Origin of the sequence: Enterobacter sp. GD03975, from assembly GCF_029838645.1 — a bacterium.
Classification (GTDB): Bacteria; Pseudomonadota; Gammaproteobacteria; order Enterobacterales; family Enterobacteriaceae; genus Enterobacter; species Enterobacter quasihormaechei.
Map to the genome: position 1 here is coordinate 84,379 of NZ_JAOBZC010000004.1, position 22,797 is coordinate 107,175.

The window sequence follows — 22,797 nt, forward strand, 5'->3', positions numbered from 1 at the left end:
CAGTATACGGCTTACCACCATGCATGAAAATGGTGAACCGGCCCAATACCGTGACCCACTTCCAGAGAATCGGCTTTTGCCAGCGCGCCCGAGAGCCAGACCTTCGCTTCCTGCACCGTATCTGCCCAGTTCGCGTGACGGGGACGCAGCGCCGCCAACGCGGCAGAGAGCGTACAGCCCGTGCCGTGGGTGTTTTTAGTCTGTACGCGCGGCGCGGTGAAACGTTGCGCGCCATCGCGGGTGAAGAGCCAGTCCGGGCTTTCTGCATCATCAAGATGACCGCCTTTCATCAGCACCGCGCTACACCCCATCGCCAGCAGCGCATTCCCCTGCTCTTTCATTTCACGTTCGTTTTGCGCGTGCGGCGCTTCCAGAAGCGCGGCGGCTTCAGGCAGGTTTGGCGTGATCAGCGCCACCTGCGGCAGCAGCTTTTTACGCAGCGTGTCGACAGCAGAAGCGGAGAGCAGCGGATCGCCGCTTTTGGCTAACATTACGGTATCGAGCACTACGTTTTTTATCCGGTAATGTTTAAGACGTTCAGCAACCGCTTCAACAATGTCTGCTTCTGCCAGCATGCCGATTTTGGTGGTGTCGATACGTACGTCGCTGAATACCGAATCCAGCTGCGCGCCGACAAAATCCGGCTCAATGCGATACACCGACTGTACGCCGCGCGTGTTTTGCGCCACCAGCGCGGTGATAACCGAGCAGCCGTAAGCGCCGAGCGCAGAGAAAGTTTTCAGGTCTGCCTGGATCCCCGCTCCGCCGCTTGGATCGGTTCCCGCAATAGTCAGGGCATTGATGCGTTTCATGCCTGTGCCTCCAGCGCGTAAAGCGCATCCAGAAACGCAGAGGCAAAGCTGCCGGGCCCCCGGCTTTGAGACAGAGCAGCCGATCCTGCACGCTTCATAAAGCCACAGGCTGCCGTCGCGTTATCAAGCCTGTCGCCAGGCAGTGAGCAGCAGGCGGCGACGACAGCGGAGAGCGCGCAGCCTGTTCCCACCACGCGGGTCATCAACGGGTCGCCGCCCGCGACCGTACGGGTTCGCTGCCCGTCGGTGATGTAATCCACTTCCCCTGTGACCACCACAACGGCGTGGGTCTGGCGGGCGAGCGCCTGCGCGGCGGGCAAGGCGCTTGCAGCCGTATCGGTGGTGTCTACCCCGCGACCGCCCGCACTCATTCCGGCAAGGGCCAGGATTTCGGAGGCATTGCCGCGAATGGCAGCAGGTTTAAGCGATACGATTTGCTGGCAAAAACGGGTGCGGTACGCCAGCGCGCCAGCCGCGACCGGGTCCAGAACCCAGGGGGTGCCTGCGGCAACCGCACTCTCAATGGCCCGACGCATCGACTCGGCGCGCGGCGCGGTAAGCGTGCCAACGTTGATGAGCAGAGCATCGGCAAGCGCGGCGAACTGTTCCGCTTCCTCGGCTTCGATCACCATTGCCGGGGACGCACCGAGCGCAAGCAGAACGTTGGCGGTGAAGGCCTGCACGACATCGTTAGTCATACAGTGCGTGAGCGGGGAACGGGTTCGGAATTGATATAAAACGTGTGAATCGAGCAGGTCAGGCTGCATGGTTTCGCTCCTGCCGTACGTGAAGAAGCGATGACCGGGTAGGCATCTGACTTCCCTACGCTGGCATTATCCAGATCAGGTAATACGGGTATTTCTCAGCCTTCACAAAGAAGGGCACCCCGAGTCAAATTACTTATAAAACAATTATTTAATCATAAATAATTTTAGGTGTTTAGTGTAACCGGGGCCGCAGGTAGGGTGCAAGATTTTTTGAAATGATTTACGCAAGGCAGTTAGGATGCGATAGATAAATAAAACATATAACAATGTACTAAAATATTGTTGAAAGTATTTAATGCATGTACTTTATCGTTCACTTATTCACTTAACCTTACTTCTCGGCCTATTCAATTTATGATCTAAATCGAAGCTTGATATATTTAGCCATTCTTTTGACTATAAATGCTTTCCTGAATAAATTACTTCCTCCCTTCTGTCACGCGCTGTACGATTGGCGTTCAATATCAATAAATAACAAGAGGGATTTTAAATGGCTGTACCTGTTTATCTGTGGTTAACAGACGATGCTGGAAATAAGATTAAAGGCTCTGTTGATGTAAAAGGTCGGGAGGGTTCGATTGAAATCATAGAACTTATGCATTCGGATCGGCTTTCTATCACCGCAAAACCAAAGGCTGGACAATGAGACTTATACCCTATGTAGAAAATCAGATGTGTGGGCGTGATGGGTTCATGATACACGGCGATAGCTCAGCGCATCCGGGAGAAGCCTCAGATGGTTGTATCGTTTTAAATCTTCCGTACAGAAAAATTATTGCAGTAAGCAAAGATAAAATATTAGTAGTGGAAGATCAACTATGTTCAAAAAACAGTTAATATTTTCATTATTGTTACTACCTATTTTAGTCCATGCCAAATCTCCTGGTTGTGCTGCAATTGGCTTGTTTATGGAATCAACCTTGTTTGATGCTCTATCAAATGAGTTAAAAATTGATACGAGTACTATAGATGAAACCAAAGCAAAGGTAGAACTGATAGACGTTTCCCCAGTCTCAAAAATTTATGCAGAATCTTTAGCAAAAATTGATTATGCTAAAGATCATAGCAAGGATAAAACATTAGCTATATATAAAAAAATTTACTTATCCAGTTATTTTGAAAACGACGTGAAAACAATTACAGCAAAATACACATATATCAATAAAGATGCTAAAAAGGATGTATTCATTGCATCCAGTTTAATGAACAAGGATGAATGTAGCATTAGATTTAACGGTTACATCATTCTCTCACGACAATTCTAAGTCTTAGGGGCTATCAAGGCCCCTCTTCTAAACTCTATACTTCATATAACAACTTCCTAACTATGCATAAGTCTTTAAAGGCAGTTTCGCCTGCACACGCCATTAACGCACACTATCGCGCTCAGTTAGAGCGCTCGGGGTGCACGCAAATGAGCGCTGGCAATGGCTCGTGTGATATCAGCAAACCAAAGCGGAAAATGCGGCACAAAAGCCAGCGTTAAACGCCTGAACGCCAATTTTTATGAGATTCACGGTAATGGTTTTGTGATATCGCTAAGCCTGGATGAGAACGGCATTACGGACGCGTCGTGGAATAAAACGAAGGGACGCGAACACGGCGTTTTAAGCATTACCCAGAAATAAACAGCGTAAGGAGGCTTCCCGCCTCCTTTTAGCCTGCCAGTCGCACAATTTGCCACACTCTTTTGTCTGATTTTACAATGCTGACAATTCACATCTAAGTCACTGTTTTTACTCGCTATAAACTGCAAGTTTTTGCCAGAAAATGAGGTTACCCCCTCCCCTGTGCCCTGTGTCACAAAACAGTAAACAAATTAACCATTGAGCCCGGTGACAAAAGGCTCTATATTGGCGGCGTTTTTTTCAGGCCCCATCTGTTTTTTAACTTTTTATTCAATCGTTGCTCATAACGAAGCGGCGGTTGTAGGAGTGATATGATGACGGATAAAGTCCGTATTGACACCGTAGATGCCCACAAAAGCAACGAAACCTATCTGGCCCGTCAGGCCGAGTTTGAATCTAACGTCAGGAGTTATCCGCGCAAACTGCCTTTAGCGATCACGAAAGCAGAAGGCGTGTGGATCACCGATGCAGATAATAAAGAATACCTTGACTGTTTAGCAGGTGCAGGCACCCTCGCGCTTGGCCACAATCATCCTGATGTGCTGAAAAGCATCCAAAATGTCATTACCAGCGGCTTGCCGTTACATACCCTGGATCTGACCACGCCGTTGAAAGACGCGTTTTCAGAATATCTTCTCTCTCTGTTGCCTGGTCAGGGCAAAGAGTACTGCCTGCAATTCACTGGCCCATCCGGCGCTGACGCCGTTGAAGCTGCGCTGAAGCTGGCGAAAAAAGTGACCGGTCGTAGCGGTATCATCAGTTTCTCTGGTGGTTACCACGGTATGACCCACGGCGCACTGTCCGTCACCGGTAACCTGTCTCCGAAGGAAGCGGTTGACGGCATGATGCCTGAAGTGCAGTTCATGCCTTACCCGCACGAGTACCGCTGCCCGCTGGGTATCGGTGGTGAAGCGGGCGTGAAGGCGCTGACCTACTACTTCGATAACCTGATTAACGACGTCGAAAGCGGCGTGCGTAAACCTGCTGCGGTGATCCTGGAAGCCGTTCAGGGTGAAGGCGGCGTGAACCCGGCTCCGGCTGAGTGGTTGCAGCGCATTCGTAAAGTGACTCAGGAACACGGCATTCTGCTGATCCTCGACGAAGTTCAGGCTGGCTTTGCCCGTACCGGTAAATTCTTCGCCTTCGAACACGCAGGCATCGAGCCAGACATCATCGTGATGTCTAAAGCGGTTGGCGGCGGTCTGCCACTGGCTGTACTCGGCATCAAGAAGCAGTTCGATGCATGGGCGCCTGGTCACCACACCGGCACCTTCCGCGGTAACCAGCTGGCAATGGCAACCGGCCTGACGACGCTGAAGATCCTGAAAGACCAGAACATCGCGGGCAAAGTGGCCGCACAGGGCGAATGGCTGAAGGGCCAGCTGAAAGAGATGGCGAAACGTTATCCGGTCATCGGCCACGTTCGCGGTCTGGGCATGATGATCGGTATCGAGATCGTTAAGCCGCATGAAGCCGCTGACCACATGGGCTGCTTCCCTGGCGACGGCGAGCTGTCTGCGCTGATCCAGAAGAAGTGCTTCGAAGCCGGTCTGATTCTGGAGCGTGGTGGCCGTAACGGTATCGTTCTGCGTCTGCTGCCTTCTCTGCTGATCAGCGACGAAGAGCTGAAAATCTTCCTGGATAAATTCGAGCAGGCGCTGCTTGCTGCGGGCGTTCGCCCGGCGTAACCGGAGTTGTTGAATACGATGTCTGATTCAAACCCAATTTTGTTCTCCTCTGCGCAGAGCATTGAAGCTTACCAGCAGGCGATTGAACAAAGCACTCAGGCTGTGATGCAGTGGCTGAAACAGCCTGAGATGTATCAGGGCAAAACGGTCGCGGAACTGCGCGACCGTATTAAGCTGGATTTCAACCCGAAAGGGCTGGGCAACGAAGCGGCGATTGAACGCGCCGTGGAGTTCTTCCTGAAAGACAGTTTGTCCGTTCATCACCCGCAGTGCGTGGCGCACCTGCACTGCCCAAGCCTGGTGGTTAGCCAGGCGGCGGAAGTGCTGATTAACGCCACCAACCAGAGTATGGACTCCTGGGATCAAAGCCCGTCCGCAACCATTATTGAGATCAAACTGATCGAATGGCTGCGTACCCGCGTGGGTTATCAGGCTGGCGACGCGGGCGTCTTTACCAGCGGCGGCACCCAGAGCAACCTGATGGGCCTGATGCTGGCGCGCGACGCGTTCTTCGCCCGTCAGGGCCACTCGGTTCAGCAGGACGGTCTGGTAGGCGATCTACGTAAAATCCGCGTCCTGTGCTCGGAAAACGCACACTTCTCCGTGCAGAAAAACATGGCGCTGATGGGGCTGGGCTACCAGTCCGTGGTGCAGGTGAAAACGGACGAATTCTCCCGCATGGATCTCTCCGATCTGGCGGCGAAAATTGAGCAGTGCAACGCGAACGGCGAGCAGATCCTGGCGATTGTAGCCACCGCCGGCACGACCGATGCGGGTGCTATCGATCCGCTGCGCGCCATTGCTGAGCTGGCTGCGAAGCAGAATATCTGGGTGCACGTTGATGCGGCCTGGGGCGGCGCGCTGCTGATGTCTGAGCAGTATCGCCACTACCTGGACGGCATTGAGCTGGTGGATTCCGTAACCCTGGACTTCCACAAGCAGTTCTTCCAGACCATCAGCTGCGGCGCGTTCCTGCTGAAAGAAGCGCGTCATTATGAGCTGATGCGCTATCAGGCGGCTTATCTGAACTCTGAGTTCGATGAAGAAGCGGGCGTGCCTAACCTGGTCTCCAAGTCTCTGCAAACCACGCGCCGTTTTGACGCGCTGAAACTGTGGATGAGCCTGGAAGCGCTGGGTCAGGAGCAATACGCAGCCATCATCGACCACGGCGTGACGCTGGCACAGCAGGTTGCGGCTTATGTGAAAGATCAGTCTGCTCTGGAACTGGTGATGCAGCCTCAGCTGGCAAGCGTGCTGTTCCGCTTCCGTGGACAGGTGCAGATGGACGACGCGGGTATCGCCCTGCTGAACCAGAAAATTGGTGACGCGCTGCTGGAGTCTGGCCGTGCAAACGTCGGTGTGACCGAGCATAACGGCGTCACCTGCCTGAAACTGACCCTGCTGAACCCAACCGTGACGCTGGAGGACATCAAAGTCCTGCTGTCTCTGGTTGAGCGTACCGCAGAGGAAGTCCTGGCGAAGTAATGCCTATCCCTCTCCCGCCCGGGAGAGGGATTATTTTCCCCGCCTTAGTGCTCGCCCCGCTTTTTCTTCGAACCATAACCATATTCATACTGGCTACACTCAGAGCCGTATAACAGCGCTGCGGACTTAACAATATCGTTAAGAATGGTTCCGCTGACCTTTACGCCAACGCGGTGCAGACGTTTAATGGTATTCTCCATCTCTTTCACGCTGGTTTTATCGAAACGGGCCACCATCAGCGTCGTTCCGGCTGCTCTGGCAACCAGCGCCGCATCGGTGACGGCCAGCACTGGCGGGGTATCGATGATGACGATGTCATAATGTTCGTTAACCCATGACATAACGGCCAGGAACCGTTCGCTTAACAGCATCTCCAGCGGTCGCAGCGGTTCCGGGCCGCAGGTAATGACGTCGATTCCCCCCTTCTCAAAACGCTGAATTACCTCTGTACAGTCGCATTTACCTTCAAGCACGCTGGACAGCCCATGGCGGTTATCCAGGCCAAAAATGTTATGAACATAGCCCTGACGCATATCCGCATCGATAAACAGCACCCGCTGGCCGCTCTGTCCGGCAATGGCCGCCAGGTTCGTCCCCACCAGCGTTTTACCGCAGTCCTGAGTAGGGCCAGAAATCATCACGATACGATTCTCAGCCTCCATCATGGAGAAATGCAGGCTGGTGCGCAGCCCCCGAACCGCTTCGACAAACATATCAGCAGGCCGATCGACAGGCAGGAACGGCACGTCCAGCGTTTTGTGCTTCCAGTGACGGGTAAAGGGAATTTTTCTGCGCAGATGCGTTTTTTTCCACAGCCACTGGGAACGAGGCAACGTAGCCAGAACCGGAATTCCATGCATTTCCAGCTGTTCGGAGAGCATAATCCCACGTTTAAACGCCATGTGTACCAGCACGCCGCCCATTGAGAGCATGAGCCCGAACAGCGCGCCAAGGACGATGATTAACGCTTTTCGCGGCTTTATTGGATCCGGGAGCGTAACCGCCTTATCAATGATCCTCACGTTCCCGATAGCGCTGGAGCGGGAAATATTCAGCTCCTGCTGGCGCGTCAGTAGCTGTAAATAGATCGTGCGGCCTGACTCAACGTCCCGGCTCAGGCGTAAAATCTCCTGCTGCGTGGAGGGCATTGCTGATACCCGCTGATTCAGACGCTCGCGTTCCCGCTCAAGGGTTTGTCTCTTTTCACGCAATGCACGGTAGGTGGGGTGATTCTTTTTGAAGAGCTGCGAGATCTCTGCCTCACGGAACGTCAGCTCATTTAGCTGATTCTCGACGTTAACAACCTGATCCAGTATGGATTTTGCCTCTAAAGAGAGGTCCACCGAGTCGCGCTGCGCCCGGTAGGCATTCAGCCGCGCTTCAGCCTGATCCAGTTCCGTTCTGATCTTGGGCAACTGCTCCTGTAAAAAAGCCAGACTACGAGAATCCTGAGCCTCCTGACGCGCGATATTCTGTTGGAGATAATTCTCAGCAATCGTATTCAGCACCCTGGCAATTTTGTCAGGATCTTCGCCCGTCAGGGTTAAGGTCACGATACCGCTCTGTTTCTCCGACTCCACAACCGTGAGGCTCTTCTTCAGGGCGTTGATTGTCTCCAGGCGCGTCAGCGTCTTAAGCGAAAACTGCGTGCCTGGCTCAGCGTCAATTGAGGTCACCAGCAAAACGATCCCTTGCGTAGCAAGCATTTTCCCGACCGAACCGTCAGCCTCAATGTTTTCGCCCGTCAGGTGATACCTTCCCGCTTCCTGTACGGTCAGTATAAGTTCCTGCGCATTGCTCTCCACCTGCGGGATCTGGAGTTCGCCTAAGGTTATTTTGCCCTGCCCCCGCCCTTGCAGGCGTTGCCAGAGACGCCCCACCACAGGCAAAACGCGCTGCTTCGCCTGAAACGTCAAACCTAAGTCGTCGACGGTCTCGCCGAGGATCATGCGTGATTTCAGCAGTAAAATTTCAGGGGCAACATCCGTTGAAACAGCGGAGCCCAGCTGGCTTAACCCTTTGAGCAGGCTGTTATCCTGTTTGCTTTCTATTTGCACCATGGCATCCGCCTGATAAACAGGCGGCGTAACCCAGGCATAGAGGCCCGCGCATAAGATAGAAATGAAAGTCACGCACATAATCATCGCGCGGTGGTCGATCATTTCGCCGAGCAATCGGACAAGATCGATTTCACTTTGTTGCGGTGCCGCTGCACCATAATTGTCTGTTGTGTAAGACGACATTAATGCTTCATTCCTTTCTGACCCAATCGACGTGCCCATTCCTGGCTGGCTTTACCCAAGAGTCCGAACACATATTCAAACGCTTCACGGCTTTTACGGTAGGGATCGGGGATATCCTGCGGCTCCAGCCATTGCCCGAATAGCAGCGACTTGCCCCTGATCTCCGGTGCCATGGCGGAAATAAAGTGAAGGTGTTTCGGCTCCATAACCAGAATGAGATCGGACTCCTGCATCAGACCGGGCGTCAACCTGCGTGCCACATGGCCGTCCAGGGAAATTCCGTGTCGCCAGGCTACGTCCTGGGCACAGTCATCCGCCGGGCAACCCTCAAGGCCAAATATTCCCGCCGAGGTGATGTCTCTGTCAGGCAAGTACTGGCGTAAAAGCCGTTCTCCAATTGGGGAACGGCAGATATTTCCGGTGCAAACCACCAATATCGATTTGAACATTATTGCGGCCACGATCTGATGTAACGAACCGTTTCGGTGAGGTCATGCACTCCGCTAATCGTTGGTACAAGCTGCGTTATCACGCGATTCCAGCGGGACAGCGGTGCGGTGGTGACATACACAATGTCATAAGGCTCAAGCTGAAACTCTGTGCCCAGCACCATGGCCGAAGCGTCTTTTGCATTCAGCTGATAGATATTCGCAATTTTCCCGGACTCGCGTACCGAGCGGATAACAAAAATACCCGTTGCATCGGCCATATTCTGGTCCAGGCCACCGGCATTGCCGAGCGCTTCGGCCAGCGTCATGCCGCTGCGATCCATCTTCAGCGTGCTCTGTTTAACCACCTCGCCCATCACGAATACTTTCAGCGCATCGTTGCGGGGAATAAACAGGATGTCGCCAGGGTTGAGCAGCTTATTCTGAGTTAAATCGCCATGCTGCATCAGGGCGTACAGGGAAATTCGGGAATCCTGACCGTTGTGAGTCAGCACCACGTTCCGCCAGTCCGCATCGGCAGTAAGCCCACCGGCGGCATTAACGGCGTCCATTACCGTCAGCGGAATGTTGGTGATGGCCTGCTGGCCAGATTTCGCCACCTCTCCCGTAACGTAGGCTTTTTGCGAACGGAAAGCGGCAACGCTGACGTCCACCTGGGGGCTTTCAATGACGTTATCCAACCGCGCGGTGATCTCCTCGCGCACTTCGGAAACCGTTTTTCCCGCCACGTGCAGTTTACCCACGTAAGGATAAAAGAGCGTGCCGTCGGCATTGACCCAGTTTCCCGTATCGCTTGCGCTGCGATACTGTCCCGCGGGCGTAGTCAGCTCCGGGTGATCCCAGACGGTGACCGTCAGGATGTCACCGATTCCAATACGGTATTCCCAGTTTTTGACCTGCTCATCAAGATTAGGATTTGCCTGAGATTTTGCCGCTGCTGGACGTAGTTTCTCAATTAATCCGGGCGTAAGTGGATAAATTTCGATTTGTTTATCTAAGCTATTATTAAGATCGGCCGGCGCGATTATTTTTTTGCCTGCGGAACTTAACGTTTGGCCAGGAGAAATTACGCATCCCGCCAACTGACTTATTGCTAAGAATATTACAGATAATGCTGTTGTGTTTTTCATTTATATATACTTATCATCCCTGCTCGTGGCGAACGCCCGACGGGGCGCAGCCCTGCGCTAACCCACGCTTGAAATAACTGTCTTTTCAAGGGAATACTTAAACGTAATCTAAAAGTGAAGTAACGAATTGTCCGATCCGTGACGGGCAATTAATTAAAATATAATCTTCCTGAAAATCTTAAAGCCTGCTGTAAAAAAATGCACGATCTACAGTTTATAAAATTACGGCAACAATGTATTTTCAGAATTAATTCAGCAAAACGATAATTACAATGAATTATTCCCACCAGCATGCATTCATATCAATAATACTCACAACCGCTGGCACTACACAAAACCGTTCACTTTTGTTACATTTTTTTTCAAACACACCCTGTTTTGATACTTAAAATGGGCTGTCTGCCGCACTGTCCCCCGCAGACAAGCGTATCCGTAACGATATCACTGGAGAAAAAATGGCTAAGCGTAAATTGGTGCTTCTGGGTGTATTACTGTCTCTGGCGGGCTCCGCATTCGCAGCCCCGCAAACGGCCGCCGCGCCTTCCGGCATTAAGGCTTATGAAGAGCAGGAGTTCATCGCCGACTTCACCAAATTTAAGATTGGCGATACGGCGCCCGCGCAGTATCAGACGCCTGAGTACACCATCAAACAGTACCAGTTGCGTAACCTTCCCGCGCCGGATGCCGGTACGCACTGGACCTACATGGGCGAGAACTACGTTCTGATTGGCGATGCGGATGGCAAAATCCATAAAGCCTATAACGGAGATATCTTCTATCACCGCTGATACCATGATCCGGCCCTGGCAGGAAGACGATCGGCCGTTTCTGCGCACGCTGTACCTGCATGCACGACGCGCTGCCTGGCCATGGCTGGACGGTTCTGAATGGCAGTTTGAGGATTTTGACGCCGCAACGCGTGACGAGCAGATCTGGGTTGCGATCCACGACGGTCACAGAGTGGGTTTCGCCTCCGTCTGGGTAAACGATAATTTTTTGCACAACCTGTTTGTCGACCCGCAGTATCAACATCTCGGGGTCGGGAGCCGGCTCCTTGAACAGGTTCAGAAGACGTTTACCAGTACAGGCGCGCTGAAGTGTCTGGTGAAGAATGCGCGGGCGGTTGCGTTTTACCAACGCCACGGCTGGCACATTGAGGCGACGGGTGATTCTCCGGATGGAGAGTATTATTTGATGCACTATCGGTTGGGTTAACGTCGGGTGGCGGCTTCACCGGACCCGACCTGCGTGATGGTGCCATTTGTAGGCCGGGTAAGCGAAGCGCCACCCGGCAATTCGACGCGAAGGATTTACACCGCGCGGAAGGCGATCTCGCTTGGGATCACTTCCCCCTGCCAGTACAGCTGCGCCGCAACGCGCCCTGCCAGCTGGCGATAGATTTCCGTAAATTCGCTGTCCGGACGGCTGACCACCGTCGGTTTCCCGCTATCGAGATCTTCACGCAGCGTGATGTGCAGCGGCAGTTGCCCAAGCAGCTGCGTATGGTACTGCGCCGCCAGCTTTTCCGCACCGCCGGTGCCAAAGATGGGCTCGTGATGACCGCAATTGCTGCAAATGTGCATGCTCATGTTCTCGACGATGCCCAGGACCGGCACCTCCACTTTCTCGAACATGACAATGCCTTTTTTGGCGTCGATCAGGGCGATGTCCTGCGGCGTGGTTACCACCACGGCGCCGGTGACCGGAATGTTCTGCGCCAGCGTCAGCTGGATATCCCCGGTGCCCGGCGGCATGTCCAGCACCAGATAATCAAGGTCAGGCCACATTGTCTCCTGCAACATTTGCAGCAGCGCTTTGCTGGCCATCGGGCCACGCCAGACCATTGCGTTATCGTCCGTCACCAGGTAACCAATGGAATTGGTCGCCAGCCCGTGCGCCATGATCGGCGCCATGTGGGTGCCGTCCGGCGAGGTTGGACGCTGGTTTTCCGCCCCCAGCATGTTTGGAATGGACGGACCGTAGATATCCGCATCCAGAATGCCGACCTTCGCCCCCTCTGCCGCCAGCGCAAGCGCCAGGTTAACGGCGGTTGAGGATTTACCCACCCCACCCTTGCCAGAGCTGACGGCGATGATGTTCTTCACCCCGTTAACGCCCGGCTGATTTTTCACGCGCTTGAGCGTGGCGATGCTGTGGCTCAGCTTCCAGTCAATCGCTTTTGCCCCGGTAATGCGCAGCAGCTCAGAGCTGGTTTGCTCTTTCAGGGCATCGAAAGCGCTGGTCCAGACGAACGGCATCTGTAGCTCGATGTGCAGCGTATCGTCCAGCCATGCGACGTGGTGAAGCGCTTTCAGCGTCGTGAGATTGTGCTTCAGGGTTGGATGCTGAAAATTAGCCAGCGTCCCGGCGACCATTGCTCGTAAGGCTTCCGGTGATTTGGCCTGGGATTGAGAACTCATCCCGACTCCTTTGTTCTTGTGAATAAGACCTTAGGCCAACAAGTTTACCTGAAAGGCCGCGGTTTGTGCTTACTTAATAATGCCCCTTTTGGTAATATCGAAAACCCTTTTCACAGTTAAAAGAAGTAATGCCTACTATGACTCAAGTCGCGAAGAAAATTCTGGTAACGTGCGCCCTGCCGTACGCCAACGGCTCAATCCACCTCGGCCACATGCTGGAGCATATCCAGGCTGATGTCTGGGTCCGTTACCAGCGAATGCGCGGCCACGAGGTGAACTTCATCTGTGCGGACGATGCCCACGGCACGCCGATCATGCTGAAAGCGCAGCAGCTGGGGATCTCCCCGGAACAGATGATCGCCGAAATGAGTCAGGAGCATCAGACCGATTTTGCTGGCTTTGACATCAGCTATGACAACTATCACTCCACGCACAGCGACGAAAACCGCGAGCTGTCGGAGCTGATCTACACCCGTCTGAAAGAGAATGGTTTCATTAAAAACCGCACCATTTCTCAGCTGTACGATCCGGAAAAAGGCATGTTCCTGCCGGACCGTTTCGTCAAAGGCACCTGCCCGAAATGTAAATCCCCGGACCAGTACGGAGATAACTGCGAAGTGTGCGGCGCGACCTACAGCCCGACCGAGCTTATCGAACCGAAATCCGTGGTTTCCGGCGCGACGCCGGTGATGCGTGACTCCGAGCACTTCTTCTTCGACCTGCCGTCCTTCAGCGAAATGCTGAAGGCGTGGACCCGCAGCGGTGCGTTGCAGGAGCAGGTTGCGAACAAAATGCAGGAGTGGTTCGAGTCCGGTCTGCAACAGTGGGATATCTCCCGCGATGCGCCCTACTTTGGCTTTGAAATCCCGAACGCGCCGGGCAAATATTTCTACGTCTGGCTGGATGCGCCAATCGGCTACATGGGTTCGTTCAAGAACCTGTGTGACAAGCGCGGCGACACCGTAAGCTTCGACGAATACTGGAAGAAAGATTCCGATGCCGAACTGTACCACTTTATCGGCAAAGACATCGTTTACTTCCACAGCCTGTTCTGGCCAGCGATGCTGGAAGGCAGCAACTTCCGCAAGCCGACTAACCTGTTCGTACATGGCTACGTCACGGTGAACGGCGCGAAGATGTCTAAATCTCGCGGGACGTTTATTAAGGCCAGCACCTGGCTGAACCACTTTGACGCGGACAGCCTGCGCTACTATTACACCGCGAAGCTCTCTTCCCGCATCGACGATATCGACCTGAACCTGGAAGATTTCGTCCAGCGCGTGAACGCGGACATCGTCAACAAGGTGGTGAACCTGGCGTCACGTAACGCGGGCTTTATTGCCAAACGCTTTGACGGCGTGCTCTCTGCCGAACTGGCCGATCCTGAACTTTACAAAACCTTCACCGATGCCGCCGCTGCGGTTGGCGAAGCCTGGGAAAGCCGTGAATTCGGTAAAGCCATTCGCGAAATCATGGCGCTGGCAGACGTGGCCAACCGCTATGTGGACGAGCAGGCACCGTGGGTGGTGGCGAAACAGGAAGGCCGCGACGCCGAATTGCAGGCGATCTGCACCATGGGTCTGAACATGTTCCGCGTGCTGATGACCTGGCTGAAGCCGGTTCTGCCGCAGCTATCAGCCCGCGCGGAAGCGTTTCTGAATACCGAACTGACCTGGGATGCCATCCAGCAGCCGCTGCTCGGCCACAAGGTGAACACCTTCAAGGCGCTGTACAACCGCATCGAGATGAAGCAGGTTGACGCCCTGGTGGAAGCCTCTAAGGAAGAGGTGAAAGCGGCGGCCGCACCGGTGACCGGCCCGCTGGCTGACGATCCGATTCAGGAGACCATCACCTTTGATGATTTCGCGAAGGTCGACCTGCGCGTGGCGCTGATCGAAAACGCGGAGTTCGTGGAAGGTTCTGATAAACTGCTGCGTCTGACGCTGGATCTGGGCGGTGAGAAGCGTAACGTCTTCTCCGGCATTCGCTCCGCGTATCCTGACCCGCAGGTGCTGATTGGTCGTCAGACCGTGATGGTGGCAAACCTGGCGCCGCGTAAAATGCGCTTCGGCATCTCTGAGGGGATGGTGATGGCCGCAGGCCCGGGCGGAAAAGACATCTTCCTGTTAAGCCCTGACGAAGGCGCGAAGCCGGGTCAGCAGGTGAAATAATAAAAAAGCCGGATGATTATCCGGCTTTTCTTTGCCCGGCGGCGCTACGCTTGCTCAGGCCTACGGGTTATGTAGGCCGGGTAAGGCGAAGCCGCCACCCGGCTAAAAATCACGCCTTCGTGCTGTGCATCCGCTGCGTCAACCCACGCAGGAAATAGCGCAGAAACTGATCCCCACACTCGCGGTAATTCTTATGATCCGGCGCGCGCATCATGGCGGTGATTTCCGGCATCGACACGCGAAATTTCTGCTCGGTCACGATCGCCAGGATGTCGTCAGTTTTCAGGGAGAACGCAATACGCAGTTTTTTCAGCACCGTGTTGTTGTTCACCCGACGCTCCAGCGCCAGCTCGGGCGCAGACGCATCTTTGCCGCGCCTGTCGTAGATCAGGCCATTCAGAAAGCCCGACAGAATAATGTCCGGGCAGCGAACAAAGCCCTCTTCATCTTCTTTGGTCATCCAGGTGTCAAAACTGGCGGACGTGGATTCCATATCGGAAAGCGCAAGAATGCGCACCATGTCATTGTTGTTCGCCTTCAGGGTGTAGCGCAGGCTACGAAGAATATCGTTACTTAGCATAGAGCCTTCGAATGTCGATGATGCAATGGCGCGCAGTGTACCAGTTTTACAGGCCAATCGCCTCTTTCAAACTTTTCAGGTAGCGACGGCTGACGGGCACGGTCTGTCCGGCGCGCAGCACCAGCTCGGCCTGGCCGTTATCTTCCAGACGGATCTCCTTCAGGTGCGCCATGTTCACCAGATACTGACGGTGGCAGCGGATCAGCGGCGTGCGGCTTTCCAGCGTGCGCAGCGTCAGTTCGGTAAAGCCTTCGTTGCCTTCGGCACTGGTAACGTACACCCCGCTCAGACGGCTGCTGACAAAGGCAACGTCGTCCATTTGCAGGAGGTAAATCCGGCTGTGTCCGGTGCAGGGGATGAACTTCAGGGGCTGCTGATGGTCCGGCAGGAGCGACACATCCTGTACGGTACGCTCCTGCCGCAAACGGGCCAGGGTCTTTTCGAGCCGTTTCTCCTCAATCGGTTTCAGCAGATAATCGAACGCGTGCTCTTCAAACGCCTTTACGGCGTACTCGTCAAAGGCCGTCAGAAAGACGATATAGGGACGGTGCTCCGGGTCAAGCATGCCGACCATCTCCAGCCCGCTGATGCGCGGCATCTGAATATCGAGAAATACGACGTCCGGACGCAGCTTATGCACCGCGCCGATGCCTTCAATCGCATTGGCACATTCACCCACGACCTCAATGTCACTCTGCTCCTGCAACAGGACACGCAGGTTTTCCCGTGCTAACGGCTCATCATCAACAATCAGCACTCTTAACATGCGTTCTCCTCCAGCGGCAATCGTAAGGTAATTCGGGTAAAGCGGTCTGGCTCACAGGCGACGGTTATTCCGCAGTCGTCCCCGAAATGCGCGCGCAGGCGTTTATCCACCAGGCTCATGCCCAGACCGCCTGACGCAGAGGCTTCATACAGCCCCGCGTTATCTTCAATATCCAGCACCAGATGGTGGTTAAAACGGGACGCGGAAATCACAATCTCTCCCGTGCCCAGCAGCTGCGATGTTCCATGCTTAATGGCGTTCTCTACAATCGGTTGCAGGGTAAAGGCAGGAAGATGCTGATACGCCAGCTCGTCCGGGACGGATAACGACACCTGCAAACGTGACTGAAAGCGCGCTTTCTCGATTTGCAGATAGGCGTTTACGTGTTCAATCTCGTCCGCAAGGGTAACGATCTCCGACGGCCGCTTCAGGTTTTTGCGGAAAAACGTCGACAAAAACTGCACCAGCTGCGCGGCCTGATCGCTGTCGCGGCGGATCACCGCCTTCAGCGTGTTGAGCGCGTTAAACAGGAAATGCGGATTCACCTGGGCGTGCAGGAGCTTAATTTCTGACTGCGTCAGCAGCGCTTTTTGCCGTTCATACTGCCCCGCGAGGATTTGCGCCGAAAGCAGCTGGGCGATGCCCTCCCCCAGCGTGCGGTTGATGGAGCTGAACAGGCGATTTTTGGCTTCGTAAAGCTTAATGGTGCCCATCACGCGCTGGTTTTCGCCCCGCAGGGGAATGACCAGCGTCGAGCCAAGTTTGCACTGCGGATGCAGGGAACAGCGGTACGGCACTTCATTCCCGTCGGCATACACCACTTCACCCGTTTCAATGGCGCGCAGGGTATAGGCCGAGGAAATAGGTTTACCCGGCAGATGGTGGTCGTCGCCGGTGCCGGTAAACGCCAGCAGCTTTTCGCGATCGGTAATCGCCACGGCCCCGATATCCAGCTCTTTATACAGCACCTGCGCCACCTTCATACTGTTCTCTTCGTTGAATCCCTGGCGCAGGATCCCTTCCGTCGACGCCGCAACTTTTAAGGCGGTGGCAGAAAAAGCCGAGGTGTATTTTTCGAACATGGCGCGCTTGTCGAGCAGAATGCGCATAAACAGCGCCGCGCCTACGGTATTGGTGACCATCATCGGTGCGGCAATGTTGCTGACGAGGTGTAACGCATCGTCAAACGGGCGCGCAATCAGCAGGATGATCGCCATCTGCGCCATTTCCGCCACGAAGGTGATCGCCCCGGCAGTAAGGGGGCTGAACACTTTATCCGGGCGACCGCGCTTAATCATATAGCTGTGGACAAGGCCACCCAGCAGCCCTTCGACGATGGTGGAAATCATGCAGCTCAGCGCCGTCATACCGCCCATGGAATAGCGATGCAGGCCGCCGGTTAACCCCACCAGACCGCCCACGACCGGGCCACCGAGCAGCCCGCCCATGACCGCGCCGATGGCACGCGTATTGGCGATAGAGTCTTCGATATGGAGACCAAAATAGGTGCCCATAATGCAGAAAATGGAGAAGGTGACGTAGCAGAGCAGCTTGTGCGGTAAACGTACGGTAACCTGCATCAGCGGAATAAACAGGCGCGTTTTGCTCATCAGCCAGGCGATGACCAGGAACACGCACATCTGCTGAAGCAACAGCAGCACCAGATTAAACTCGTACATACTCACAAACCGCATATTCTAAAAACGCGTAACATACACTGATGGCGTTTAACTTTCTTTGAAACGTGCCATAAAAGCGATAATTCGTGCCCGCCATCACACCTTTTGCCGGAGATAAGCTGTTCCTCGCATAATCTGTACGAAAAAGAATCAAATTTTCCCGATTCAGCAAAGTGGGTCTACAGTTAAGCTGGGCACGCGCAAGCCTGGGGGCGAAAATGGCGCTTTACACGATAGGTGAAGTGGCACTCCTGTGTGATGTCAATCCCGTTACGCTACGGGCGTGGCAGCGACGGTACGGATTGCTTAAACCGCAAAGAACGGACGGCGGGCACCGCCTGTTTAACGATGCGGACATTGACCGGATCCGCGAGATCAAAAGCTGGATCGACAACGGCGTGCAGGTCGGCAAGGTAAAATCGCTTCTGTGCCAGGACGATCCTGACACCCAGCATATCTGGCGCGAGCGGCAGGAAACTCTGCTGAGGCTGTTGCAGACGGGCAATGTGCAGCGTCTGCGCGGCTGGATCAAAGAACAGGGTCGCGACTACCCCGCGCAAACCCTGATCGCCCATCTTTTTATCCCCTTACGGCGTCGGCTCCAGTGTCAGCAAACCACCCTACAGGCGCTGCTCAGCATGCTTGACGGCGTGCTGATTAACTATATTTCCGTCTGTCTTTCCTCGGCGCGGAATAAAAACGGTAAAGACGCGCTGGTGATCGGCTGGAACGTGCACGATACCACCCGGCTGTGGCTCGAAGCCTGGATTGCCACCCAGCAGGGCTGGCGGGTTGACGTCCTTGCCCACTCGCTGGCCCAGCTCAGGCCGGAACTGTTTGAGGGACAGACGCTGCTGGTCTGGTGCGGCGAAGTCCCCTCCGCTTCGCAGCAGCAGCTCCTGACGGAGTGGCGCGAACACGGTTATCCCGTTTACCCGCTGGGGCCAAATGCGTCGTAAAGGCATTTAATGGTTCATTAACAGCTGCGCTTCACCGTATAATTGTTCCGTTAACAAGAGGAGCACATGATGAAGGCAACGAAACTGGCCGTAATTACCCTTTTTGCACTGATGGCCATCAGCGGTATCGGTGGCGTTATGCTGGCAGGGTATTCCTTTATTGTTCGCGGCGGTGTTGGCTGAGGTATCCAGCCAGGCGTTCAAACAGGCGATCCACCACAATCGCCGCCAGCGCAACCAGAACCGCCCCCTGAATAATGTAAGCCGTATTAAACCCGCTTAGTCCGATGATGATCGGCGTCCCCAGCGTATTCGCGCCGACCGTCGAGGCGATGGTTGCCGTACCAATGTTGATAATCACGGACGTGCGTACGCCGGCGATAATCACCGGTGCGGCCAGCGGCAGTTCTACCTTAACCAGTCGCTGCCAGGCGCTCATCCCCATCCCTTCCGCTACGCTCAGCACCGATGCCGGCACCGCCGCAATGCCCGCCAGCGTCCCTTGCAGAATGGGCAACACGCCGTACAAAATCAGCGCAATGATGGCAGGCTCCTGCCCAAAACCGATCGCCGGCACGGCAATCGCCAGCACGGCCACCGGCGGGAAGGTCTGCCCCGTTGCGGCGATGGTCTCCACCAGCGGGCGAAACTCCCTGCCCGCTGGCCGCGTCACCGCAATACCGGCGCCAACGCCCAGCACGATGGCAATCACGCTTGACACCGCCACCAGCCAGAAGTGTGCCAGGGTGAGATTAACAAAGCTCTCCTGCTGGTACACCGGACGCGGTAGTCCGGGGAAGAGCGTATTAAACAGCGCCGCGCTGTGCGGCATCAGGTAGAGTAAGGCGATAAACAGCCCTGTCAGCCAGAGTAAGGGATCACGAACCCACTTCACGCGTCACCTCCCCCGCCAGCAGATCGCGAAAATGGATCGTCCCGCATGGCGTTCCCTGCCCGTCCGCAACGGGTAATACTTCGCACTGCCGGGCGACAAACGCTGACAGGGCATCGCGCAGGCTCATCCCATCGTGCAGGGGGTCGCCGTTGACCGGCCCATCTTGCGGGCGCATATAGTCTCTGACGGTGCGCAGAGAGAGCAGCCTGACGCCCAGCTCGCTGCGGCCAAAAAACTCACGCACAAAATCGTTTGCCGGCGACGTTAACAGTTCAAGCGGCGTACCCTGCTGGACGACTTCGCCGTGATCCATCAGCACCAGGCGATCGGCCAGCCGCAGTGCCTCGTCGATATCATGCGTCACCAGCACGATCGTGCGCCCAAGAATGCGGTGGATGCGGCTCATCTCGGCCTGAAGCGCGCCGCGGGTGACCGGGTCCAGCGCGCCGAAGGGCTCATCCATCAGCAGCACCTGCGGGTTAGCGGCCAGCGCGCGCGCCACCCCGACCCGCTGCTGCTGCCCGCCGGAAAGCTGGTGCGGATAACGGTCGCGAAGCGACGTGTCCAGGCCCAGCAGCGCCATCAGTTCGTCGACGCGCGCGTTGATCTTCGCCCGGGACCATTTTTCCAGCTGTAGCACGGTGGCAATGTTCTGCGCCACCGTCCAGTGGGGAAACAGGCCGATGGACTGAATGGCGTAGCCCATACGACGCCGCAGCTCCAGCACCGGCAGGCTGCGGATCTCCTCTCCGGCAAAGCGAATCGTCCCGCTGTCGTGTTCCACCAGCCGGTTGATCATCTTCAGCGTTGTGGATTTTCCTGACCCCGACGTCCCGATCAGTACCGAGAACGCCCCTTCGGCAAAGTGCAGATTAAGGTGGCTTGCCGCCGGACGGCCCGCAAAGGTTTTACTGACATCATGAAATTCAATCATTGGCTCTTCTCCCGAGTAGCGCGAGCCACAGGGCAAATAAGGCATCCAGCACGACCGCCAGCGCAATCGTGGGTACGACGCCCAGCAACACCAGATCCAGCGCGCTGCTGAGCAGCCCCTGGAAGACCAGTGCCCCAAAGCCGCCCGCACCGATCAGCGCGGCAATCACCGCCATCCCCACGGTTTGCACCGTCACCACCCGCAGGCTGCGCACCAGCAGCGGAAGCGCAAGCGGCAGCTGAATTTTCCAGAAACACTGGCGCGCACTCATCCCCATTGCATGGGCGCTTTCCAGCACGTCGGGCGGGACCTGGCTCAACCCCGCCACCACCCCGCGCACCAGCGGCAATAGCGCATACAGCACAAGGGCGATGAGCGCTGGTGTCAGCCCGGTACCGGCAATGCCCGCCGCAGCCAACGCGGGGAAGGATTTCACCAGACCGGCAAGGGGGGCAATCAGCAGGCCAAACAGGGCAACGGAGGGGATGGTCTGAATCACATTGAGGACGGTAAAGACGGCGCCCTGACGGCTGGGATGCCGGTAGCACCACATGCCCAACGGCACGCCCAGCAGCAGGGCCGGGATCAGCGTCCCAAACAGGATCGTCAGATGTTGCACCAGCGCGTTGTCAAACACCTCCTGGCGGTTGACGTACTCTTTTAACAGCGAGAGCTGATTCAGATCGCCGCTGAAGAGGATCAGCAGAGGAATAATCCAGAATTGCGCATTCAGCAGCCAGCGCCAGACGGGCTGCGGCGTCAGACGGCGAATGGCATCGCTACAGGCCAGCAGGCAGAGCGCCAGCCACAGCCACAGGCCGCTGCCAATCGACGTGCGCGCGAGCGGGCTTTCAACCGAGGCCATCAGCGTTGCCGCCTGCCCTGCGCTCCAGAACAGCACGATAAACAACGCTTCACAGAGAAGCAGCGTCAGCCAGAGTGCGGCACGTCCTGGCGAGAACGATAATGCCAGCGCGCTCGCCAGCGCCGCGCCCAGCAGCAGCGGCGTAAACGACCACATCTGCCAGAGCGCGTGCGGTTCGCCCGACACCAGGCGGTTTGGTGCGACATTGACAAAAGGTAACGCGACCGCCGCGATGGCCACACAGGCCAACAGCAGCAGAACGCGGTTATGACATTTTATTGGCACAGCCTTATCCCGTTACTTCACAAGCCCTTGTTGTTTCAGGAAGTCGGCGGCCACTTTTTTGGCATCCAGCCCCTCAACGGCAATGCTGGCATTCAGCTGTTGCAGCGTTTTCGCATCCAGTTTTTCAAACACCGGTTTCAGCCATTTGTCGATATCCGGGTAGGCTTGCAGGACCGCCTCACGCACGACCGGGGTTGGGGCGTAAATCGGCTGAACGCCTTTCGGGTCGGTTAAGGTTTGCAGGCCAAGCGCCGCGACCGGGCCGTCGGTGCCGTAGGCCATCGCCGCGTTGACGCCGGAGGTTTGCTGCGCCGCGGCCTTAATGGTTACCGCCGTGTCGCCGCCCGCCAGGGAGAGCAGCTGCGCCTGATCGAGCTTGAAATCATAGGCTTTTTCAAACGCCGGCAGGGCATCCGCGCGCTCGATAAACTCGGCCGAGGCCGCGAGCTTAAACTCGCCCTTCTCTTTCAGGTAGCGGCTGAGATCGTCAAGCGAGGTGAGCTTGCCTTTCTCGGCGATATCTTTGCGCACCGCGATGGTCCAGGTGTTGTTAGCGGGTGCTGGCGTGAGCCAGACCAGCCTGTTTTTTTCCGCATCCAGCTTTTTGACTTTTTCGTACCCGGCTTTGGCATTTTTCCAGGCCGAATCGTTTTCATCCTTGAAGAAGAATGCCCCATTGCCGGTGTATTCCGGATAGATATCCAGCTCGCCGGATGTGATGGCACCGCGCACCACCGGGGTGGTGCCAAGCTGAACTTTATTGATCGTTTTTACGCCGTGACTGTCGAGCACCTGCAAAATGATATTGCCGAGCAACGCGCCTTCGGTATCAATTTTGGAACCCACTTTTACCGGCTCTGCGGCCTGTAGCGGCAGGCTCAGCGCCGCCAGAAGCACCGCCGATCCTGTTATCCCCTTAATCATCGTCATTCTGCTTTCCTCATTATTTTGCGGCCTTTTTCATAGGCTTGAGAGAAAAGCGTAGCTTAAAACAGGGAATTTAACCGTTTTTAGTAGAAGATGAGAGGCATCCCCCGCCAG

General features: G+C 55.5%; 21 protein-coding genes, 2 pseudogenes and 1 riboswitch. Of the genes and pseudogenes, 10 read left to right on the forward strand and 13 right to left on the reverse strand.

Annotation, left to right across the window (positions count from 1 at the left end; all coding sequences use genetic code 11):
- Positions 1-11: 11 nt before the first annotated feature.
- Together thiD and thiM are read right to left on the reverse strand one after the other, a co-directional pair.
- Positions 12-812: a bifunctional hydroxymethylpyrimidine kinase/phosphomethylpyrimidine kinase gene (gene thiD / locus N5C09_RS09095; RefSeq protein ID WP_193033343.1), complete on the reverse strand. Its 801-nt coding sequence runs from the start codon at positions 810-812 to the stop codon at positions 12-14.
- Positions 809-1,579: a hydroxyethylthiazole kinase gene (thiM, locus tag N5C09_RS09100; RefSeq protein ID WP_279748905.1), complete on the reverse strand. Its 771-nt coding sequence runs from the start codon at positions 1,577-1,579 to the stop codon at positions 809-811. The genes thiD and thiM overlap by 4 nt, the downstream gene beginning before the upstream one ends.
- Positions 1,580-1,614: 35 nt before the next feature.
- Positions 1,615-1,711, reverse strand: a riboswitch (TPP riboswitch).
- Positions 1,712-2,069: 358 nt separating this feature from the next.
- On the opposite strand from thiM, the pseudogene N5C09_RS09105 reads away from it, so the two are divergent.
- From N5C09_RS09105 to N5C09_RS09125, 5 genes and pseudogenes are all read left to right on the forward strand, one after another.
- Positions 2,070-2,180, forward strand: a pseudogene (locus tag N5C09_RS09105) (type VI secretion system tube protein Hcp); the annotation flags it as partial.
- 217 nt (positions 2,181-2,397) lie between these two features.
- On the forward strand, positions 2,398-2,844 hold the full coding sequence (locus N5C09_RS09110) for a Shiga toxin A subunit (protein WP_279748906.1): 447 nt from the start codon (positions 2,398-2,400) through the stop codon (positions 2,842-2,844).
- Positions 2,845-2,906: 62 nt separating this feature from the next.
- Positions 2,907-3,207: pseudogene (locus N5C09_RS09115) on the forward strand (hypothetical protein).
- 311 nt (positions 3,208-3,518) lie between these two features.
- Positions 3,519-4,895, forward strand: coding sequence for a diaminobutyrate--2-oxoglutarate transaminase (locus N5C09_RS09120; protein WP_014884533.1), 1,377 nt, complete (start codon positions 3,519-3,521; stop codon positions 4,893-4,895).
- An 18-nt stretch (positions 4,896-4,913) separates the two neighbouring features.
- Entirely contained in the window at positions 4,914-6,380 is a 1,467-nt protein-coding gene (locus N5C09_RS09125) for an aspartate aminotransferase family protein (RefSeq protein WP_279748907.1), read from the forward strand.
- A 44-nt stretch (positions 6,381-6,424) separates the two neighbouring features.
- Here the strand turns inward: N5C09_RS09125 and N5C09_RS09130 are convergent, their stop codons facing one another.
- The 3 genes from N5C09_RS09130 to N5C09_RS09140 are packed head-to-tail and all read right to left on the reverse strand — an operon-like array spanning position 6,425 to position 10,202.
- Complete coding sequence (locus tag N5C09_RS09130) at positions 6,425-8,623, reverse strand: polysaccharide biosynthesis tyrosine autokinase (RefSeq protein ID WP_279748908.1); 2,199 nt, start codon at positions 8,621-8,623, stop codon at positions 6,425-6,427.
- Positions 8,623-9,072, reverse strand: a complete 450-nt coding sequence (locus N5C09_RS09135; RefSeq protein WP_107533374.1) for a protein tyrosine phosphatase — start codon at positions 9,070-9,072, stop codon at positions 8,623-8,625. Before N5C09_RS09135 ends, N5C09_RS09130 begins: the two co-directional genes overlap by 1 nt.
- Entirely contained in the window at positions 9,072-10,202 is a 1,131-nt protein-coding gene (locus N5C09_RS09140) for a polysaccharide export protein (protein WP_063868329.1), read from the reverse strand. Before N5C09_RS09140 ends, N5C09_RS09135 begins: the two co-directional genes overlap by 1 nt.
- Before the next feature lie 455 nt (positions 10,203-10,657).
- Between N5C09_RS09140 and N5C09_RS09145 the strand changes: the two genes are divergently transcribed.
- Together N5C09_RS09145 and N5C09_RS09150 are read left to right on the forward strand one after the other, a co-directional pair.
- Entirely contained in the window at positions 10,658-10,990 is a 333-nt protein-coding gene (locus N5C09_RS09145; RefSeq protein ID WP_063868328.1) for an RcnB family protein, read from the forward strand.
- On the forward strand, positions 10,941-11,417 hold the full coding sequence (locus tag N5C09_RS09150; RefSeq protein ID WP_279748909.1) for a GNAT family N-acetyltransferase: 477 nt from the start codon (positions 10,941-10,943) through the stop codon (positions 11,415-11,417). Before N5C09_RS09145 ends, N5C09_RS09150 begins: the two co-directional genes overlap by 50 nt.
- 95 nt (positions 11,418-11,512) lie before the next feature.
- Here N5C09_RS09150 and apbC read toward each other — a convergent pair whose 3' ends face one another.
- On the reverse strand, positions 11,513-12,622 hold the full coding sequence (apbC, locus tag N5C09_RS09155; RefSeq protein ID WP_193035480.1) for an iron-sulfur cluster carrier protein ApbC: 1,110 nt from the start codon (positions 12,620-12,622) through the stop codon (positions 11,513-11,515).
- 137 nt (positions 12,623-12,759) lie between these two features.
- Here apbC and metG point away from each other — a divergent pair, with 137 nt between their 5' ends.
- Complete coding sequence (gene metG / locus N5C09_RS09160; RefSeq protein WP_279748910.1) at positions 12,760-14,793, forward strand: methionine--tRNA ligase; 2,034 nt, start codon at positions 12,760-12,762, stop codon at positions 14,791-14,793.
- A gap of 109 nt (positions 14,794-14,902) precedes the next feature.
- Here the strand turns inward: metG and N5C09_RS09165 are convergent, their stop codons facing one another.
- Genes N5C09_RS09165 through N5C09_RS09175 form a run of 3 tightly spaced genes read right to left on the reverse strand, consistent with a single transcriptional unit; the run spans position 14,903 to position 17,818 of the window.
- Entirely contained in the window at positions 14,903-15,373 is a 471-nt protein-coding gene (locus tag N5C09_RS09165; RefSeq protein WP_063450295.1) for a DUF1456 family protein, read from the reverse strand.
- 46 nt (positions 15,374-15,419) lie between these two features.
- Entirely contained in the window at positions 15,420-16,139 is a 720-nt protein-coding gene (gene btsR, locus N5C09_RS09170) for a two-component system response regulator BtsR (RefSeq protein WP_107533377.1), read from the reverse strand.
- Positions 16,133-17,818, reverse strand: coding sequence for a sensor histidine kinase (locus N5C09_RS09175; RefSeq protein WP_204643114.1), 1,686 nt, complete (start codon positions 17,816-17,818; stop codon positions 16,133-16,135). Before N5C09_RS09175 ends, btsR begins: the two co-directional genes overlap by 7 nt.
- Positions 17,819-18,036: 218 nt before the next feature.
- Here N5C09_RS09175 and mlrA point away from each other — a divergent pair, with 218 nt between their 5' ends.
- Both mlrA and N5C09_RS09185 read left to right on the forward strand, forming a co-directional pair.
- Complete coding sequence (gene mlrA / locus N5C09_RS09180; RefSeq protein ID WP_063868323.1) at positions 18,037-18,777, forward strand: HTH-type transcriptional regulator MlrA; 741 nt, start codon at positions 18,037-18,039, stop codon at positions 18,775-18,777.
- A 69-nt stretch (positions 18,778-18,846) separates the two neighbouring features.
- Positions 18,847-18,960, forward strand: coding sequence for a protein YohO (locus tag N5C09_RS09185; RefSeq protein ID WP_017383372.1), 114 nt, complete (start codon positions 18,847-18,849; stop codon positions 18,958-18,960).
- Here the strand turns inward: N5C09_RS09185 and N5C09_RS09190 are convergent.
- Genes N5C09_RS09190 through N5C09_RS09205 form a run of 4 tightly spaced genes read right to left on the reverse strand, consistent with a single transcriptional unit; the run spans position 18,935 to position 22,686 of the window.
- Positions 18,935-19,672, reverse strand: coding sequence for an ABC transporter permease (locus N5C09_RS09190; protein WP_063450299.1), 738 nt, complete (start codon positions 19,670-19,672; stop codon positions 18,935-18,937). The two genes, N5C09_RS09185 and N5C09_RS09190, sit on opposite strands and share 26 nt — an antisense overlap.
- Complete coding sequence (locus tag N5C09_RS09195; protein WP_107533380.1) at positions 19,656-20,606, reverse strand: ABC transporter ATP-binding protein; 951 nt, start codon at positions 20,604-20,606, stop codon at positions 19,656-19,658. Before N5C09_RS09195 ends, N5C09_RS09190 begins: the two co-directional genes overlap by 17 nt.
- Positions 20,599-21,756, reverse strand: a complete 1,158-nt coding sequence (locus N5C09_RS09200; protein ID WP_279748911.1) for an ABC transporter permease — start codon at positions 21,754-21,756, stop codon at positions 20,599-20,601. The genes N5C09_RS09195 and N5C09_RS09200 overlap by 8 nt, the downstream gene beginning before the upstream one ends.
- A gap of 12 nt (positions 21,757-21,768) precedes the next feature.
- The gene (locus tag N5C09_RS09205; protein WP_279748912.1) at positions 21,769-22,686 is read right to left on the reverse strand and encodes an ABC transporter substrate-binding protein; all 918 of its coding nucleotides are present in this window, start codon (positions 22,684-22,686) and stop codon (positions 21,769-21,771) included.
- Positions 22,687-22,797: the final 111 nt, after the last annotated feature.